Source organism: uncultured Streptomyces sp. (genome assembly GCF_947488945.1).
GTDB lineage: Bacteria > Actinomycetota > Actinomycetes > Streptomycetales > Streptomycetaceae > Streptomyces.
In genome coordinates this window covers 213480-230268 of sequence record NZ_CANLBS010000001.1, presented here as the reverse complement: position 1 = coordinate 230268, position 16789 = coordinate 213480, and the positions used below count along the sequence as shown (strand labels likewise).

Below are 16789 nucleotides of genomic sequence, written 5' to 3'. Positions count from 1 at the left end.
CGTCGACCCCATGTCCAACATGGCCGTCCTCGAAGGGGTCCTGGAGAGGATCACGTACGCGAACGAGGAGAACGGGTACACCGTCGCGCGCGTCGACACCGGACGGAGCGGCGACCTGCTCACCGTCGTGGGGTCGCTGCTCGGCGCGCAGCCGGGGGAGTCGCTGCGGATGGAGGGGCGCTGGGCCTCGCACTCCCAGTACGGCAAGCAGTTCGTGGTGGAGAACTACACGACCGTGCTGCCGGCCACCATCCAGGGCATCCGCCGGTATCTCGGCTCCGGCCTCATCAAGGGGATCGGGCCGGTCATGGCCGACCGGATCACCACCCACTTCGGCCTGGACACCCTCGACGTCATCGAGCAGGACCCGAAGCGGCTCATCGAGGTGCCGGGACTCGGGCCGAAGCGGACCAGGCGGATCGCCGACGCCTGGGAGGAGCAGAAGGCGATCAAGGAGGTCATGATCTTCCTTCAGTCCGTCGGCGTCTCCACCTCCATCGCCGTGCGGATCTATAAGAAGTACGAGGACGCCTCGATCTCCGTCGTGAAGAACCAGCCCTACCGGCTGGCCGCCGACGTCTGGGGCATCGGATTCCTCACCGCCGACAAGATCGCCCAGGCGGTCGGCATCCCGCACGACAGCCCGGAACGGGTGCGGGCCGGACTCCAGTACGCGCTGTCCCAGTCCTCCGACCAGGGGCACTGCTACCTCCCCGAGGAACGGCTCATCGCCGACGGGGTCAAACTCCTCCAGGTCGACACCGGCCTCGTCATCGACTGCCTGGCCGAACTGGCCGCCGACCCCGAGGGCGTCGTACGGGAGAAGGTGCCGGCCGCCGACGGCGGCGATCCGGTCACCGCCGTCTACCTCGTCCCCTTCCACCGGGCCGAGCTGTCCCTGGCCGGCCAGGTGCGCCGGCTGCTGGGGACGCCGGACGACCGGATGCCCGCCTTCCAGGACGTGGACTGGGGCAAGGCGCTCGGCTGGCTCGCCGCCCGCACCGGCACCACGCTCGCGCCCGAGCAGGAGGCCGCGGTCAGGCTGGCGCTGACGCGGAAGGTCGCCGTGCTCACCGGAGGGCCGGGCTGCGGCAAGTCGTTCACCGTGCGGTCCATCGTGGAGCTCGCGCGGGCCAAGAAGGCGAAGGTGGTGCTGGCCGCCCCCACCGGCCGGGCCGCCAAGCGGCTCGCCGAACTGACGGGGGCAGAGGCGTCCACCGTGCACCGGCTGCTGGAGCTGAAGCCGGGCGGCGACGCGGCGTACGACAAGGACCGGCCGCTGGACGCCGATCTCGTCGTCGTGGACGAGGCGTCGATGCTCGATCTGCTGCTGGCCAACAAGCTGGTGAAGGCGGTGGCACCCGGTGCCCACCTCCTCATGGTCGGGGACGTCGACCAGCTCCCCTCGGTCGGCGCGGGGGAGGTGCTGCGGGACCTGCTGGCCGAGGGCGGTCCGGTCCCGGCCGTGCGGCTGACCCGCATCTTCCGGCAGGCCCAGCAGTCCGGCGTGGTCACCAACGCCCACCGGATCAACTCCGGGCTCCCCCCGGTGACCCAGGGGCTCGACGACTTCTTCCTCTTCGTGGAGGACGAGACGGAGGACGCCGGGAAGCTCGCCGTGGACGTCGCGGCCCGTCGGCTTCCGGCCAAGTTCGGCCTCGATCCGCGCCGGGACATCCAGGTTCTGACGCCGATGCACCGCGGTCCGGCCGGGGCCGGCCACCTGAACGGCCTCCTGCAGCAGGTAATTACGCCCGGAAGGCCCGAAGTGCCTGAAAAGCGATTCGGCGGCCGTGTGTTCCGGGTGGGCGATAAAGTCACCCAAATCAGAAACAACTACGAAAAAGGAGAGAACGGGGTGTTCAACGGCACGGTGGGTGTCGTCACCTCTCTCGACGCCGACGAGCAACGGCTGACCGTCCGCACCGACGAGGACGAGGAGATCGGTTACGACTTCGACGAACTGGACGAGCTGGCGCACGCCTACGCCCTGACGATCCATCGCTCCCAGGGCAGCGAGTACCCGGCCGTGGTCGTTCCGGTCACCAACAGCGCCTGGATGATGCTGCAACGCAACCTGCTCTACACCGCGGTGACCCGGGCCAAGAGGCTCGTCGTCCTGGTCGGCTCCCGCAAGGCGATCGGGCAGGCGGTCCGCACGGTTTCCGCAGGCAGACGCTGTACGGCACTGGATTTCCGGCTGCGTGGAGGCCGGAGCGAAGACTTCGCGCAAAAATGATCGATCAAATCGGTGGGAAACATCACCCAGGTCTTCCGGAACCACGGCGGAGGGGGCAGGATGAAAAGGTTGGCGGCACTCAGTGCCGTCAGTAGGTCCAATGGACGACCCCGAGTGCACTCTCCTGAGCCAAATGGGGGAGGGTGGAGACAGTCAGGGCACCTCGAAGAAGAGGCACTACGTCGGTGAGGGATGACGTGAGCGAGCACATCAACAACGCTGTAGTACTGCGGTACGGCGACGACGAGTACACCTACCCGGTGATCAACAGCACCGTCGGCGACGAGGGCTTCGACATCGGGAAGCTCCGGGCCAACACGGGCCTGGTGACGCTGGACAGCGGCTACGGCAACACCGCCGCCTATAAATCGGCCATCACGTACCTCGACGGCGAGCAGGGCATCCTGCGCTACCGCGGCTACCCGATCGAGCAGCTCGCGGAGCACTCGACGTTCCTGGAAGTCGCCTACACGCTGATCAACGGCGAGCTTCCGAAGGTCGACGAGCTGTCGGCCTTCAAGAACGAGATCACCCAGCACACGCTGCTGCACGAGGACGTCAAGCGGTTCTTCGACGGCTTCCCGCGCGACGCCCACCCGATGGCCATGCTGTCCTCGGTCGTCAGCGCGCTGTCCACCTTCTACCAGGACAGCCACAACCCGTTCGACGAGGAGCAGCGCCACCTCTCCACGATCCGGCTGCTCGCCAAGCTGCCCACGATCGCGGCGTACGCCTACAAGAAGTCGATCGGCCACCCGTTCGTCTACCCGCGCAACGACCTCGGCTACGTCGAGAACTTCCTGCGCATGACGTTCTCCGTGCCGGCCCAGGAGTACGAGCTCGACCCGGTCGTCGTCTCGGCGCTGGACAAGCTCCTCATCCTGCACGCGGACCACGAGCAGAACTGTTCGACCTCCACCGTGCGTCTGGTCGGCTCCTCGCAGGCGAACATGTTCGCCTCGATCTCCGCCGGCATCTCCGCGCTCTGGGGCCCGCTGCACGGCGGCGCCAACCAGTCCGTCCTGGAGATGCTGGAAGGCATCCAGGCCAACGGCGGCGACGTCGACTCCTTCATCCGCAAGGTGAAGAACAAGGAGGACGGCGTCCGCCTGATGGGCTTCGGCCACCGGGTGTACAAGTCCTTCGACCCGCGCGCCAAGATCATCAAGGCCGCCGCGCACGACGTCCTCTCGGCCCTCGGCAAGTCCGACGAGCTGCTCGACATCGCGCTGAAGCTGGAAGAGCACGCGCTCTCCGACGACTACTTCGTCTCGCGCAACCTCTACCCCAACGTGGACTTCTACACGGGCCTGATCTACCGCGCCATGGGCTTCCCGACCGAGATGTTCACCGTGCTCTTCGCGCTCGGCCGGCTGCCCGGCTGGATCGCCCAGTGGCACGAGATGATCAAGGAGCCGGGTTCGCGCATCGGCCGTCCGCGTCAGATCTACACCGGCGAGGTCCTGCGCGACTTCGTCCCGGTCGAGGGTCGCTGACGCACCTCGGACGGAGCCGCCCGCTCCGCCCCACCGCAGTACCGGACCGACCGCGACCCGGACGTCGTCGGGAGCCCCGCACCACGGAGAACGCCGAGCCGCGCGAACCGTGAGGGGCCCACGACTCCGCCCGCGGCCGGCCCGCAGTACCCGTCGAGCCGCCGTCCTGACGTACGAGCCCGGCACCCGGCCTCTTCGGCCGACTGCCTTCGCCCCGCGTACCGCGCTTTCGCACAGAGCGCGGTGTCCGGGGCGATTCGGCGTTCGGGGGCCGTCCGGCGCGACGCGGGGGCCGGGGCGTACGGGCGGTGCGGAGCGGCACGGCGTACGCGCGGTGCGTCAAGGGCGCGGTGTACGGGTCGCGTCGCGGCGGACGGCCGGAGAGCTGGCGGGCACCGGGCGCAGGCGCAGGCACGGGGAGTGGTCGCCGGGAGGTGCGTGAGCGGTCGTGCGAGTGCGGGGCGCGCGCGGCCGGAAGCGGTCACGGTGGCGCTGTGCGGGCCGGGCGGCTTCCCCGGTTCTTCGCGAGAAGCGCCCCGCCGATCGATCCCCCCACGGGTCGACGGACGGGGCGCTTCCCATTTCCCGGTGCGGATTCCCCCCACGGGATCCGGCCGGGCGTCTGAAGGAGGCCTGAAACCTCCTTATTTGTGCGCGATCTGCCGGGGTACGTACGCACGGGAGGGCCGCTCAAGCTCCCCGGTGCACGTGCCCCGGCCACGCTTGCCACGGAGCGTCCCCCAAGACACTCCATCGGACGTCCCCCAAGACATCCTTGGCATTCGAACTCTAAGACTCGTGGACCCCCAGAATGGTTACCCTGAAACCAGTGTGATCTAAATCTCATTGTGGAAATTACGTGAAGGCGCGTAGGCGGAGGCTGTTCGTGACCACGAACACGGACGAAAAGGCCATCGCGGCACCCGCGATCATCGGGTTGAGCAGGCCCGAAGCGGCCAGCGGCAGGGCGGCCACGTTGTAGCCGAACGCCCAGAACAGGTTGGTCCGGATGGTGGCCAGGGTGCGCCGGGACAGGCGGATCGCCGTTGCCGTCACCTTCAGATCTCCACGAACGAGGGTGAGGTCGCCGGCTTCGATCGCCGCGTCCGTCCCGGTGCCCATGGCGAGCCCCAGATCGGCCGCGGCGAGAGCCGCGGCGTCGTTCACGCCGTCGCCCACCATGGCGACCGACCGGCCCTCCGCCTGCAGCGCGCGGACCACCGCGACCTTCTCCTCCGGCAGCACCTGCGCGTAGACCCGCTCGATGCCGACCTCGCGGGCCACCGCGTCCGCCACCGCCCGGTCGTCCCCGGTCAGCAGCACCGGACTCAGCCCCAGTGCCTTCAGCTCGGCGACGGCCGCCGCGCTGCTCTCCTTCACGGTGTCCGCGACCTCCAGCACCGCTCGCGCCGCACCGTCCCAGGCCACCGCCACCGCGGTACGGCCGGCGGCGTCCGCCAGGGCCGAGGCGAGGACGGGGGGCATCGTGACGCCCTCCCGGGCCAGCAGCGAGGCCCGGCCGACCAGTACGGTCCGTCCGTCCACCTCGCCCCGGACGCCGAGGCCGGGCAGGTTGGCGAAGTCCCGCGGGACCGGCAGCGCGCCGAACCGCTCGGCGGCGGCGGACGCGACGGCCCGCGCCACCGGGTGCTCGGAGGCGTGCTCCAGGGCGCCCGCCAGCCGCAGGGCCTCGTCCTCGTCGGTGCCGTCGGCGGTACGGACCGCGCGCAGGGACATGCGGCCGGTGGTGACGGTCCCGGTCTTGTCGAGCACGATCGTGTCCACCCGACGGGTCGTCTCCAGCACCTCGGGGCCCTTGATGAGGATGCCGAGCTGCGCCCCGCGCCCGGTGCCCACCAGCAGCGCCGTCGGCGTGGCGAGTCCGAGGGCGCACGGGCAGGCGATGATCAGGACCGCCACGGCGGCGGTGAACGCCGCCGTCACGTCGTCGGTCACCAGCAGCCAGCCCACCAGGGTCGCCAGCGCGATCAGCAGCACCACCGGCACGAAGACCGCCGAGATCCGGTCGGCCAGCCGCTGCACCCGGGCCTTGCCGTTCTGCGCGTCCTCCACGAGGCGGGCCATCCGGGCGAGCTGGGTGTCGGCGCCGACCCGGACGGCCTCCACCACCAGCCGGCCGGAGACGTTCACCGTGGCGCCGGTGACGGTGTCCCCCGCGGTGACGTCCACGGGCACGGACTCGCCGGTGAGCATCGAGGCGTCCACGGCGGACGAACCGTCGACCACCGTGCCGTCGGTGGCGATCTTCTCGCCGGGACGCACCACGAACCGGTCGCCGACGGCGAGCCGGCCGACCGGGACGCGCACCTCGGCGCCGTCCCTCAGCACCGCCACGTCCTTGGCGCCCAGGTGCAGCAGTGCGCGCAGCGCCGATCCCGCCTTCCGTTTGGAGCGCGCCTCCAGATAGCGGCCGAGCAGCAGGAAGGTGACGACGCCTGCGGCGACCTCCAGGTAGAGCGCCGAGGACGCCCCCTCGCGGCCGGCGGTGAGCTCGAAGCCGTGCCGCATGCCCGACATCCCCGCGTCGCCCAGGAACAGGGCCCACAGGGACCAGCCGAACGCGGCGAGCGTGCCGACCGACACCAGGGTGTCCATGGTGGCCGCACCGTGCCGCAGGTTGGTCCAGGTGGCGCGGTGGAACGGCAGGCCGCCCCAGACCACGACCGGGGCGGCCAGGGTGAGCGAGAGCCACTGCCAGTTGTCGAACTGCAGCGCCGGGACCATGGCGAGCAGCACGACCGGAATCGAGAGCACGGCGGAGACGGTCAGCCGCCCGCGCAGCGCGGCCGGCTCGGCGCTCTCCGGCTCCTCGGCGGGGACCGGGGCGGTCGCGACGTCCCCGGAACCGGGCCCGGGCCGTGCCGGGCGGGGGTCCGCCGCCCCCGGTGCGGGCGCGTCGGCGGCCGTGGGGGGCGGCGGCGCGGATGCCGCCGGCTCCGGTTCCGGTTCCGGACGCGGCGGCCGGGTGGCGGTGTAACCGGTCTTCTCGACGGTCGCGACGAGGTCCGCCAGCTCCGTCCCCGGGGGATACGAGACGCGCGCCTTCTCGGTGGCGTAGTTGACGGTGGCGGTGACGCCGTCCATCCGGTTGAGCTTCTTCTCGACGCGGGCCGCGCACGACGCGCAGGTCATCCCGCCGATGATCAGCTCGGCCTCGGAGAGTTCCACGTCCAAAACCTCGGCCGTGCTGGTGCTGCTGGCCATGTCCGTACTCCAGGGGAAACGGGTCGGGCCGTCGTCGCCGCCGGGCACCGGCGGGACGCGGCCCGAGGGGGGACAGGGGGTGGGCCGGCGCCGGACCCGCTCAGGCCCGGCCGACGAGCTCGAAGCCCGCCTCGTCCACGGCCGCGCGCACCGCCTCGTCCGCAGGTTCTGCCTCCGAGACGACCGTCACGCGGCCGGTGGAGGCCGTGGCCTGCACCGAGGTGACACCCTCGATGCCGGAGATCTCCTCGGAGACCGCGCCCTCGCAGTGGCCGCAGCTCATGCCCTTGACCTCGTACACCGTGGTGACGGCGCCGGTCCGGGCCTCCGCCGCGACGGCGTCGTCCGTCGAGCAGCAGGAACCGGCGGCGCGGGGGGTCTCGGTCTCGGCGGTCATGACGTTCTCCTCTTCGACAGGCGTACGTGAGTGTGCGGCGCGGCCCGCACCGGTCGCCCGGCGGCCTCCTGGCCCTCGCCTTTCTCCACACTATACCCCTAGGGGGTATGGAGGCGAGTTCCGTCCGGTGGCCGGAACCTGTCCCTCCGCATCCCGGCCCCGCACCCGGTCGCCGGCGGGACCGGGGCGACGGCGAGACTGGGGCGGGATCGCCGGGCCGGGCCGGCCGGTCCCCGGCGCGGGGTCTCCCGGACCGGTGCGGACGGAAGGGGAAGCGGATGCGTGCCGTGGTGTTCGAGGGGTTCGGCCGGGATCCCGAGGTGCGGGAGGTGCCCGATCCGGTGGCCGCCCCCGGCGGGGCGGTGGTGAGGGTCGAGGCCACCGGACTCTGCCGCAGCGACTGGCACGGCTGGATGGGCCACGACCCCGGCATCTCCCTCCCGCACGTGCCCGGCCACGAACTGGCCGGAGTGGTCGAGTCGGTGGGGGCGGGGGTGGGGCGCCGGCGCCCCGGAGACCGGGTGACCGTGCCCTTCGTCTGCGCCTGCGGCCGGTGCGACGCGTGCGCGGCGGGTCAGCAGCAGGTCTGCGAGCGTCAGACCCAGCCCGGTTTCACCCACTGGGGCTCCTTCGCGCAGTACGTCGCCCTGGAGAACGCGGACGTCAACCTGGTGGAGGTACCGCAGGAGACGTCCTTCGCCACGGCGGCCGGCCTGGGCTGCCGGTTCGCCACCGCCTTCCGGGCCGTCGTCGGACAGGGCAGGGTCGCGCCGGGGGAGTGGGTCGCCGTCCACGGCTGCGGCGGGGTGGGGCTGTCCGCCGTCATGATCGCGGTGGCCTGCGGTGCGCGGGTGGTGGCCGTGGACGTGTCGCCACGGGCGCTGGAACTGGCGCGGACGTTCGGCGCCGCCGCCTGCGTGGACGCCTCGCAGCACCCGGCCGGAGCGGACGGCGCGGTGCGCGAGCTGACCGGCGGCGGCGCGCACCTCTCGCTGGACGCGCTGGGCTCCCCGGCGACCTGTGCCGCTTCGGTGCGCGGCCTGCGCCGTCGCGGCAGGCACGTGCAGATCGGCTTGCTCCCCGAGGTGTCCGGCGACCCGGCCGTGCCGATGGCGCGCGTCGTCGCGCTGGAACTGGAGATCCTCGGTAGCCACGGCATGGCTGCCCACGCCTACCCGCCGATGATGGACATGGTCCGCACCGGCCTCCTGCGCCCGGACCTGCTGGTGACCGAGACCCTGCCGCTCTCCGCCGCCCCGGCCGCGCTCGCCGGAATGGGAGCGCGGCCGGGGGCCGGGGTGACGATCGTCGAACCGCAGCGGGAGTGAGGGCCGGTCAGCGCCCCCGGTTGCCGGGCCGGGCCGCGACCCAGGCCCGTACCGTCTCCGCGTACCAGTAAGGCTTCCCGTCCTCCCTGTGGTCGGGCGGAGGGAGGAGGCCGTTCTTGCGGTAGGAGCGGACCGTGTCCCGCTGGACCCGGATGTGCGCCGCGATGTCCTGGTACGACCACAGCGTCTTGTCCGTCATCGGTGTCACCTCTCTGCGCGTCTCCCCGCGCCGCGCAGGCGGTGGGGGCCGCCGTCGGGGGTCGCGTCCGCGGGTGCTGACGATCACTCAGCTCGTGATCCGTGGAACGAGCGGGACCGGTGTGCGGGGAGTGGCTGTGGTGAGGCTGTGACGAAAGACCTGCATAACGGAGACAAAGGTGACGAAGAGGTGACCTCCGTGACGCAAGGGGGAGAAGGGGCGGCCGGTGCGGTTTTGGCCGTGACGGCACGAACTCCTCCACGGACGGGCGCGGCCGTAGTGCTGCTGGAGCTCGTACGCACCGCCGGACGGGGACCGCCTGCGGCGCACGGTTCAGCCGGCTGCCGTTCGCGCCGGGCCGCAGGAGCGCAGGTACTGGCGGGTGCGCCGGGCGACGGGCAGCGGGGCGTCCGGATCACAGGGGTACATGTCCTGCTCGACGATGGCGAACAGGTCGGTGTCCAGTGCGCGGGCCGCCGCCAGCACCGGCTCCAGGTCCGGTACCCCGCCGGGCGGTTCGCACATCACCCCGCGCGCCACGGCGGGACCGAACGGGACCTCCTCGGCGATGACCCCGGCGAGCACCTCGGGGTCCACCTGCTTGAGGTGGAGGTAGCCGATCCGCTCCCCGTAGGTCTCGATCAGCTTCACGCTGTCCCCGCCGCAGTAGGCGTAGTGCCCGGTGTCCAGACAGAGCCGGACCAGGTCGGGATCGGTCGCGTCGAGGAACCGGGCGACGTTCTCCTCCCCGTCCACGTGGGTGTCCGCGTGGGGGTGCACGGCGATCCGCAACCCGTAACGCTCGCGCACCTCGTGGGCGAGCCGCTCGGTCTGGGTGGTGAGGTGGCGCCACTGCGCGGTGGTGAGGGTGCGGTCCTCCAGGACCTCGCCCGTCTTGTCGTCGCGCCAGAAGGAGGGGATCACCACGAGGTGTTCGGCGCCCATGTCCCGGGTGAGGGCCGCGATGGCGGAGACGTGGGACCAGGTCCGCTCCCAGACCTCCGGCCCGTGGTGCAGCCCGGTGAAGACGGTGCCGGCCGACACCTTCAGCCCCCGGCGCCCGGTCTCCTCGGACAGCCGGACCGGATCGGTCGGCAGATAACCGTACGGGCCGAGTTCGATCCACTCGTAGCCCGCCTCCGCCACCTCGTCCAGGAAGCGCTCCCAGGGCACTTGGCGGGGATCGTCGGGGAACCACACCCCCCAGGAGTCGGGCGCCGAGCCGATGCGGATGCGAGCCGGAGAAGTCTCGGAACGGGTCATATCGGCCACCCTCCGGTCCGTTTCCCGAGGTGTCAAGGTCCCGTCCCGGCACGTGTGCGGTGCGCCCGGAGGCGCCCGCGATCCCTGCGGACGGTGGACGCGGGGAGAGGCACACGGTCCGGCGAGGGGTGATCCACGCTGTTCTGGGCCAGGCTGGAAGGGACCGGAGAGACACGGGACGGACCGACCAGCAGCAGACCGACCGGAGGGAAGCGGATGCCGGAGCCCGAGCCGTACGACGTGATCACCATGGGACGCATCGGGGTGGACCTCTATCCACTGCGGACCGGGGTGCCGCTCGCGGAGGCCGAGACGTTCGGCAAGTTCCTCGGCGGGTCGCCGGCCAACGTCGCCGTCGCCGGCGCCCGTCTGGGCCGGCGCACCGCCGTGATCACCCGGACCGGCCGGGACGCCTTCGGCGACTACCTGCGCAGCGAACTGCGCAGGTTCGGTGTCGGGGACCAGTGGGCGACCGAGGTCGAGCCGTGGCCCACGCCGGTCACCTTCTGCGAGATGTTCCCACCCGACGACTTCCCGCTGTACTTCTACCGCTTCCCCAAGGCGCCCGACCTGGAGATCCGGCCCGAGGAGCTCGACCTCGACGCGATCCGGGCCGCCCGCATCTTCTGGTTCACCGGCACCGGCCTCTGCGACGAACCGAGCCGCACCGCCACCCTCACCGCGCTCCGCGCCCGCGGTGCCGGAGCGGAAGACGGGGGCGGTCCGCGACCGGTGACCGTCTTCGACCTCGACTGGCGCCCGATGTTCTGGGAGAAGGGGGACGGACCGGACGGTTCCGACGCCCCCGCCCGGTACCGCGAGGCGCTGGCGCACGCCACGGTCGCGGTGGGCAATCTGGCCGAGTGCGCCGTCGCCACCGGGGAGCGCGAGCCGCACGCCGCCGCCCGCGCCCTGCTGGCGGCGGGCGTCGAGCTGGCGGTGGTGAAGCAGGGGCCCGACGGGGTGCTCGCGATGCACCGGGACGGCCGTACGGCCCAGGTGCCCCCGCTGCCCGTGCGGGTCGTCAACGGGCTCGGGGCGGGCGACGCCTTCGGCGGGGCGCTCTGCCACGGCCTGCTGGCCGACTGGGACGTCGGCCGGATCATGCGGTACGCCAACGCGGCCGGCGCGATCGTCGCCTCCCGCCTCGCCTGCTCCTCCGCCATGCCGTTCCCGCACGAGATCGACCGGGCCCTCGCGGCGGGCGAGGTGACGCCCGCGCCCCCGGATGCCGTGCCCCCGGAAGCGGCGTACCGGGAAGCCGACAGCCCGGACCCGACGTCCCCGGACCCGACACCCGCCGCCCCGACACCCGCGGATCCGACGCCCCTGGAACCGTCGCCGCCGGGCGCGGGCCGCGGCCGGGCGGGTAGGGGGAGCGCATGAGAGACGATCACGCCCCCGCCGCACCGCCCCCCGCCCCCTCCGGTCCCGTGCGGCGCGCCGTGCACCGCTGCCACCTGCCGTACGGCGCCGCCGCCGAGGGGCCGTACTCGGTCGCGGTCGATCCGGAGCGGGCCGGCTGGGAGCGGTCCGCGCTCCGGGTGCTCGACCTGGAGCCGGGCGGTGTTCACACGCTGGACACCGGGGAGTGCGAGTGGATCGTCCTTCCGTTGACCGGCGGCTGTACGGTGCGTGTGGCGGGTGAGATCTTTGAACTGGACGGCCGCGCAAGCGTGTTCGACGGTGTCACCGATTTCGCCTATCTGCCGCGTGCCGCCCACGCACAGATCTCCTCCGGCGCGGGAGGCCGGTTCGCCCTGGCAGGAGCGAAGTGCGAGCGACGACTCCCCGCTCGCTACGGTCCCGCGCCGGAGGTACCCGTGGAGCTGCGCGGTTCCGGCGTCTGCTCGCGGGAGGTGCACAACTTCGCCGCGGCGGGCGTCTTCCCCTGCGACCGGCTGATCGCGGTCGAAGTCCTCACCCCCGGCGGCAACTGGTCCTCCTATCCCCCGCACAAGCACGACGAGAGCGTCCCCGGCGCGGAGTCGGTGCTGGAGGAGATCTACTACTTCGAGGTGGAGGGGAACGGCCTCGGCCACCACCGGGTGTCGCCCTCACGGCCCGGCGGGACGGACCTGCTGGCCGAGGTCGGCACCGGTGACACGGTCCTGGTCCCCGACGGCTGGCACGGCCCGTCCGTCGCGCCGCCCGGCCGCACCCTCTACTACCTCAACGTGATGGCGGGCCCCGGCGAACGCGCCTGGCTGATCCGCGACCACCCCGACCACACCTGGATCCGCGACACCTGGCCCGGACAGCCCGTCGACCCCCGGCTCCCGGTCCGCCCCCGCGAGGCAGGCGGTCCGGCCGGGACGCCCGTACCGGAGGAACGCCCGTGAACGCCCGCCCGTCCCGGACCAGGCGGCTGACCACCGCGCAGGCACTCGTCGCCTTCCTGGCCGCCCAGTACACCGAACGCGACGGCGAGCGGCGACGGTTGATCGCCGCGACCTGGGGCGTCTTCGGCCACGGCAACGTCGCGGGCATCGGGCAGGCGCTGCTGGAGACCGGCCCCCGGATGCCGTTCCACCAGGGCCGCAACGAGCAGGCCATGGTGCACGCCGCCGTCGGGTACGCCCGGCAGAGCGGCCGGCTCTCCGCACAGGCCGTGACCACCTCCATCGGACCGGGCGCGACCAACCTGGTCACCGGCGCCGCCCTGGCCACCGTCAACCACCTGCCCGTCCTCCTCCTTCCGGGCGACACCTTCGCGGCCCGCCCGGCCGACCCGGTGCTGCAACAGCTCCAACTGCCCACCGCGGGCGACGTCTCCGTCAACGACTGCCTGCGCCCGGTCTCCCGGTACTTCGACCGGATCGTCCGGCCGGAGGCCCTGGTCCCGGCCGCCCTCCAGGCCATGCGGACCCTCGCCGACCCGGCCGAGACCGGCGCGGTGACCCTCGCGCTGCCCCAGGACGTGCAGGCGGAGGCGTACGACTGGCCGGAGGAGTTCTTCGCCGACCGGATCTGGACGGTCCGCCGCCCCGCCCCCGACCCGCACGAACTGGCCCTGGCCGCACGGGCGGTGCGCGCCGCCCGCCGCCCGCTCCTGATCGCCGGCGGCGGGGTCCGGCACAGCGGGGCGCAGCGGGCGCTGGCCGCCTTCGCGGAGGCCACCGGCATCCCGGTGGCCTCCACCCAGGCCGGCAAGGGCTCGCTGCGCCACGACCATCCGAACGACGTCGGAGGGGTCGGCCACACCGGGACGGACGCCGCCGACGCGCTGGCCCGAGAAGCCGATCTGGTGATCGGTGTGGGCACCCGCCACACCGACTTCACCACCGCCTCCGGCACCCTGTTCGCCGACCCGGACACCCGCTTCCTCAACCTGAACATCACCGGCTTCGACGCCCACAAGCAGGCGGCGCTCACCCTGGTCGCCGACGCCCGCAGCGGCCTCGAAGCGCTCACCGCGGCGCTCGCCGCCCCGCCCGGCGGGGGGCCGCCCCACCGGGTGCCCGACGCGTACGCCGAGGGGTACGCCCGGTGGAAGGAGGCCGGACAACGGCTCACCGACCGGGTGTTCGCCGTCCCGGACCCGGACGTCCGGCCCACCCAGCTCCAGGTGCTCGGCCTGCTCGACGCCCTGGTGACCGGGGACGACGTCCTCGTCAACGCGGCCGGCTCGCTCCCCGGCGACCTGCACCGGTGGTGGCGGACCCGCTCGCCCGACCAGTACCACGTCGAGTACGGCTACTCCTGCATGGGATACGAGATCCCCGCCGCGATCGGCGTCCAGCTCGCGGCCCCCGGGCGTCCGGTATGGGCGCTCGTCGGCGACGGCACCTACCTGATGAACCCGACCGAGATCGTCACCGCCGTGCAGGAACGGCTGCCGGTGAAGCTGGTCGTGGTGCAGAACCACGGTTACGCGTCGATCGGCGGACTGTCCGCGGCGGTCGGCGCGGAGGGGTTCGGCACCGCCTACCGCTACCGGGACGCGGACGGGGTGTTCACCGGCGACCCGCTGCCCGTCGACCTCGCGGCCAACGCCGCCTCCCTCGGCATGCGGGTGCTGCGCGCGGCCACGGCCGGCGAACTGCGGACCGCGCTCGCCGACGCCCGCGCCGCGAGCGAGCCGGTCTGCGTGTACGTCGAGACCGCCCCGGCCGCCCCGGACCCGGCGGCCGGGGGAGAGGGCACGCCTTGTGTCCACCCGGACCCCGAAACGCCCGACACAGTGTCGGGGCCGCCCCCGGTGCGGGCATGGTGGGATGTTCCGGTGGCCGAGACCGCCACCCGCCCGGCGGCGACCGAAGCCCGTGCGGAGTACGAACGGCAGCGGGCGGCCAGGCGCCACCGACTCTGAAGCGTGAAGGAGCAGGCCATGACCAAGACCGTCCACCACTGGATCGCCGGCAAGACCGTCGAGGGGACGTCCGGCGCGTACGGCCCGGTCACCGACCCGGCCACCGGCGCGGTCACCACCCGCGTCGCGCTCGCGTCCGCCGAGGAGGTGGACAGCGCGGTGGCCGCCGCCAGGGCCGCGTACGCGACCTGGGGCACCTCCTCGCTCTCCACCCGCACCTCGGTCCTGTTCCGCTACCGGGCCCTGCTCGACGCGCGCCGGGACGACATCGCCGCGCTGATCACCGCCGAGCACGGCAAGGTGCACTCCGACGCCCTCGGCGAGGTCGCGCGCGGCCTGGAGATCGTCGACCTGGCCTGCGGCATCACCACGCAGCTCAAGGGCGAACTGTCCACCCAGGTGTCGAGCGGGGTCGACGTGGCCTCGATCCGCCAGCCGGTGGGCGTCGTCGTGGGGATCACACCCTTCAACTTCCCGGCCATGGTGCCGATGTGGATGTTCCCGCTGGCCGTCGCGTGCGGCAACACCTTCGTGCTCAAGCCCAGCGAGAAGGACCCGTCGGCGGCCCAGCTGCTGGCCGAACTGGCCGCCGAGGCCGGCCTGCCGGACGGCGTCCTCAACGTGGTGCACGGCGACAAGGTCGCGGTGGAGGCGCTGCTCACCCACCCGGACGTCGACGCGGTCTCGTTCGTCGGCTCCACCCCGATCGCCCGTCACATCCACGCCACCGCCTCCGCCCACGGCAAGCGCGTCCAGGCGCTCGGCGGCGCCAAGAACCACATGCTGGTGCTGCCCGACGCCGACCTGGACGCGGCGGCCGACGCGGCGGTCTCGGCCGCGTACGGTTCGGCGGGGGAGCGGTGCATGGCCATCTCCGCCGTGGTGGCCGTCGGCGCGATCGGGGACGACCTGGTCGCCCGCATCAAGGAGCGCGCCGAGAAGATCGTCATCGGGCCCGGCAACGACCCGGCCTCCGAGATGGGTCCGCTGATCACCGCCGCCCACCGGGACAAGGTGGCCTCCTACGTCACCGGGGCCGCCGCCCAGGGCGCCGAGGTCGTCCTCGACGGCACCGGCCACACCGTGGAGGGGTTCGAGGACGGCCACTGGATCGGCCTGTCCCTGCTCGACCACGTGTCCACCGACTCCGACGCCTACCGGGACGAGATCTTCGGGCCCGTGCTGTGCGTGCTGCGGGTGGACACCTACGAGGAGGGGGTGGCGCTGATGAACGCCTCCCCGTTCGGCAACGGCACCGCGATCTTCACCCGTGACGGCGGCGCGGCCCGCCGCTTCCAGCTGGAGATCCAGGCCGGCATGGTCGGCGTCAACGTACCCATCCCGGTGCCGGTGGGCTACCACTCCTTCGGTGGCTGGAAAGACTCGCTCTTCGGCGACCACCACGTCTACGGAAACGACGGCGTGCACTTCTACACCCGGGGCAAGGTCGTCACCACCCGCTGGCCCGACCCGGCCGACGCGCCCGCCGGCGTCGACCTCGGCTTCCCGCGCAACCACTGAGGACGCGGCGCGCCCCGGACCGGACCCCCGTCCGGGGCGCGCACACCGCGACGGCGCCCCGCGGCCGGACCCGCCGCGGAGCGCCGTTCGTGCCGGCCGCCGGTCAGGCTCCGCCGCCGGGGGAGGGCGGAGCCTCGGGGCGCCGTGGGATCAGCGGCGGGGGCCGCCGCCGCTGTGGTGCCCGCCGTCGTGGTGACCGTCGCGGTGACCGCGGCCCCACGCCTTGCTGTCGATCTTCTTGCCGCGGGCGTCCCGCAGGGTCGCGGTGTCCCGGTCGTCCCAGACGTAGTCCCGGCGGTCCTGGAAGACGTCGGTGCGGCTGTCCCGGCCGACACCGGTGTGCACGCGGACGGACGAGCGCCCCGCCAGGCGGAGGTCGAAGCGGTAGGTGCGGCGGCTCTCGTCGGTGAGCGTCCAGCCGCGCAGGTTCACCGTGCGGCGCGAGGTGTTGGTGACCGTCACCCACTCGTCGTTGAGGCTGCGGTTGGAGCGGTTGTCGCGGCCGGGGCTGTCGTACTGGATCTTGCCGAGGACGACGGCGGAACGGTGGGACGGCTGACCGTGGTCGCGGTCGCGGTGGTCGGCCTGGGCCGGCAGGGCGGCGGCGGCCAGCAGGGCGCCGGAGGCGAGAACGGTGGCGGTGAACCGTCGTGCGGTACGGGACAAGAGGAACCCCTCGGGACGGGCCCGGACCACAGTGTCCGGGCGTTGTTCGTTCCCGGCGTTCGCTGCCGGGAGCACACACTCTGGCCGCCGCCGACGATGGCCGGAAGTCGCCCCTGATCGCTGTTACACGGCTCGGACATTTC

General features: G+C 72.7%; 12 protein-coding genes. 7 read left to right on the top strand and 5 right to left on the bottom strand.

Going from position 1 to position 16789, the window contains the following annotated elements:
- Positions 1–10 precede the first annotated feature (10 nt).
- Together Q0994_RS00910 and Q0994_RS00905 are read left to right on the top strand one after the other, a co-directional pair.
- A complete protein-coding gene (locus tag Q0994_RS00910; RefSeq protein WP_299527586.1) occupies positions 11–2239 on the top strand; it encodes an ATP-dependent RecD-like DNA helicase in 2229 nt (742 codons plus the stop codon).
- Positions 2240–2436: 197 nt separating this feature from the next.
- Entirely contained in the window at positions 2437–3735 is a 1299-nt protein-coding gene (locus Q0994_RS00905; protein ID WP_299527584.1) for a citrate synthase, read from the top strand.
- An 855-nt stretch (positions 3736–4590) separates the two neighbouring features.
- Here the strand turns inward: Q0994_RS00905 and Q0994_RS00900 are convergent.
- Together Q0994_RS00900 and Q0994_RS00895 are read right to left on the bottom strand one after the other, a co-directional pair.
- Positions 4591–6960 carry a cation-translocating P-type ATPase gene (locus Q0994_RS00900; protein ID WP_299527582.1) on the bottom strand — a complete coding sequence of 790 codons (2370 nt, stop codon included), beginning with the start codon at positions 6958–6960 and terminating at the stop codon, positions 4591–4593.
- 100 nt (positions 6961–7060) lie between these two features.
- The gene (locus Q0994_RS00895) at positions 7061–7357 is read right to left on the bottom strand and encodes a heavy-metal-associated domain-containing protein (protein WP_299527580.1); all 297 of its coding nucleotides are present in this window, start codon (positions 7355–7357) and stop codon (positions 7061–7063) included.
- Positions 7358–7635: 278 nt separating this feature from the next.
- On the opposite strand from Q0994_RS00895, the gene Q0994_RS00890 reads away from it, so the two are divergent.
- The gene (locus Q0994_RS00890) at positions 7636–8685 is read left to right on the top strand and encodes a zinc-dependent alcohol dehydrogenase family protein (RefSeq protein ID WP_299527578.1); all 1050 of its coding nucleotides are present in this window, start codon (positions 7636–7638) and stop codon (positions 8683–8685) included.
- 7 nt (positions 8686–8692) lie between these two features.
- On the opposite strand, the gene Q0994_RS00885 is transcribed toward Q0994_RS00890, so the two are convergent.
- Complete coding sequence (locus Q0994_RS00885; protein ID WP_299527576.1) at positions 8693–8884, bottom strand: AlpA family transcriptional regulator; 192 nt, start codon at positions 8882–8884, stop codon at positions 8693–8695.
- A 333-nt stretch (positions 8885–9217) separates the two neighbouring features.
- A complete protein-coding gene (locus tag Q0994_RS00880; protein WP_299527574.1) occupies positions 9218–10147 on the bottom strand; it encodes a sugar phosphate isomerase/epimerase in 930 nt (309 codons plus the stop codon).
- Positions 10148–10363: 216 nt separating this feature from the next.
- Here Q0994_RS00880 and iolC point away from each other — a divergent pair, with 216 nt between their 5' ends.
- Genes iolC through Q0994_RS00860 form a run of 4 tightly spaced genes read left to right on the top strand, consistent with a single transcriptional unit; the run spans position 10364 to position 15980 of the window.
- Positions 10364–11533, top strand: coding sequence for a 5-dehydro-2-deoxygluconokinase (gene iolC / locus Q0994_RS00875; protein WP_299527572.1), 1170 nt, complete (start codon positions 10364–10366; stop codon positions 11531–11533).
- Positions 11530–12489 carry a 5-deoxy-glucuronate isomerase gene (iolB, locus tag Q0994_RS00870; protein WP_299527570.1) on the top strand — a complete coding sequence of 320 codons (960 nt, stop codon included), beginning with the start codon at positions 11530–11532 and terminating at the stop codon, positions 12487–12489. The genes iolC and iolB overlap by 4 nt, the downstream gene beginning before the upstream one ends.
- Positions 12486–14459 (top strand): 3D-(3,5/4)-trihydroxycyclohexane-1,2-dione acylhydrolase (decyclizing), encoded by a 1974-nt coding sequence (gene iolD, locus Q0994_RS00865; protein ID WP_299527568.1) that lies wholly within the window; start codon positions 12486–12488, stop codon positions 14457–14459. Before iolB ends, iolD begins: the two co-directional genes overlap by 4 nt.
- Before the next feature lie 18 nt (positions 14460–14477).
- On the top strand, positions 14478–15980 hold the full coding sequence (locus Q0994_RS00860) for a CoA-acylating methylmalonate-semialdehyde dehydrogenase (RefSeq protein WP_299527566.1): 1503 nt from the start codon (positions 14478–14480) through the stop codon (positions 15978–15980).
- Positions 15981–16130: 150 nt separating this feature from the next.
- On the opposite strand, the gene Q0994_RS00855 is transcribed toward Q0994_RS00860, so the two are convergent.
- Positions 16131–16646 carry a lamin tail domain-containing protein gene (locus tag Q0994_RS00855; RefSeq protein WP_299527564.1) on the bottom strand — a complete coding sequence of 172 codons (516 nt, stop codon included), beginning with the start codon at positions 16644–16646 and terminating at the stop codon, positions 16131–16133.
- Between the last annotated feature and the right edge of the window lie 143 nt (positions 16647–16789).

Excerpts from the sequence above, each read along its gene's own strand:
- iolB (WP_299527570.1), top strand. The coding sequence starts at position 11,530 with ATGAGAGACGATCACGCCCCCGCCGCACCGCCCCCCGCCCCCTCCGGT.
- Q0994_RS00880 (WP_299527574.1), bottom strand. The coding sequence starts at position 10,147 with ATGACCCGTTCCGAGACTTCTCCGGCTCGCATCCGCATCGGCTCGGCG.
- Q0994_RS00895 (WP_299527580.1), bottom strand. The coding sequence starts at position 7,357 with ATGACCGCCGAGACCGAGACCCCCCGCGCCGCCGGTTCCTGCTGCTCG.
- Q0994_RS00860 (WP_299527566.1), top strand. The coding sequence starts at position 14,478 with ATGACCAAGACCGTCCACCACTGGATCGCCGGCAAGACCGTCGAGGGG.
- iolC (WP_299527572.1), top strand. The coding sequence starts at position 10,364 with ATGCCGGAGCCCGAGCCGTACGACGTGATCACCATGGGACGCATCGGG.
- Q0994_RS00885 (WP_299527576.1), bottom strand. The coding sequence starts at position 8,884 with ATGACGGACAAGACGCTGTGGTCGTACCAGGACATCGCGGCGCACATC.
- Q0994_RS00890 (WP_299527578.1), top strand. The coding sequence starts at position 7,636 with ATGCGTGCCGTGGTGTTCGAGGGGTTCGGCCGGGATCCCGAGGTGCGG.
- Q0994_RS00910 (WP_299527586.1), top strand. The coding sequence starts at position 11 with ATGTCCAACATGGCCGTCCTCGAAGGGGTCCTGGAGAGGATCACGTAC.
- Q0994_RS00900 (WP_299527582.1), bottom strand. The coding sequence starts at position 6,960 with ATGGCCAGCAGCACCAGCACGGCCGAGGTTTTGGACGTGGAACTCTCC.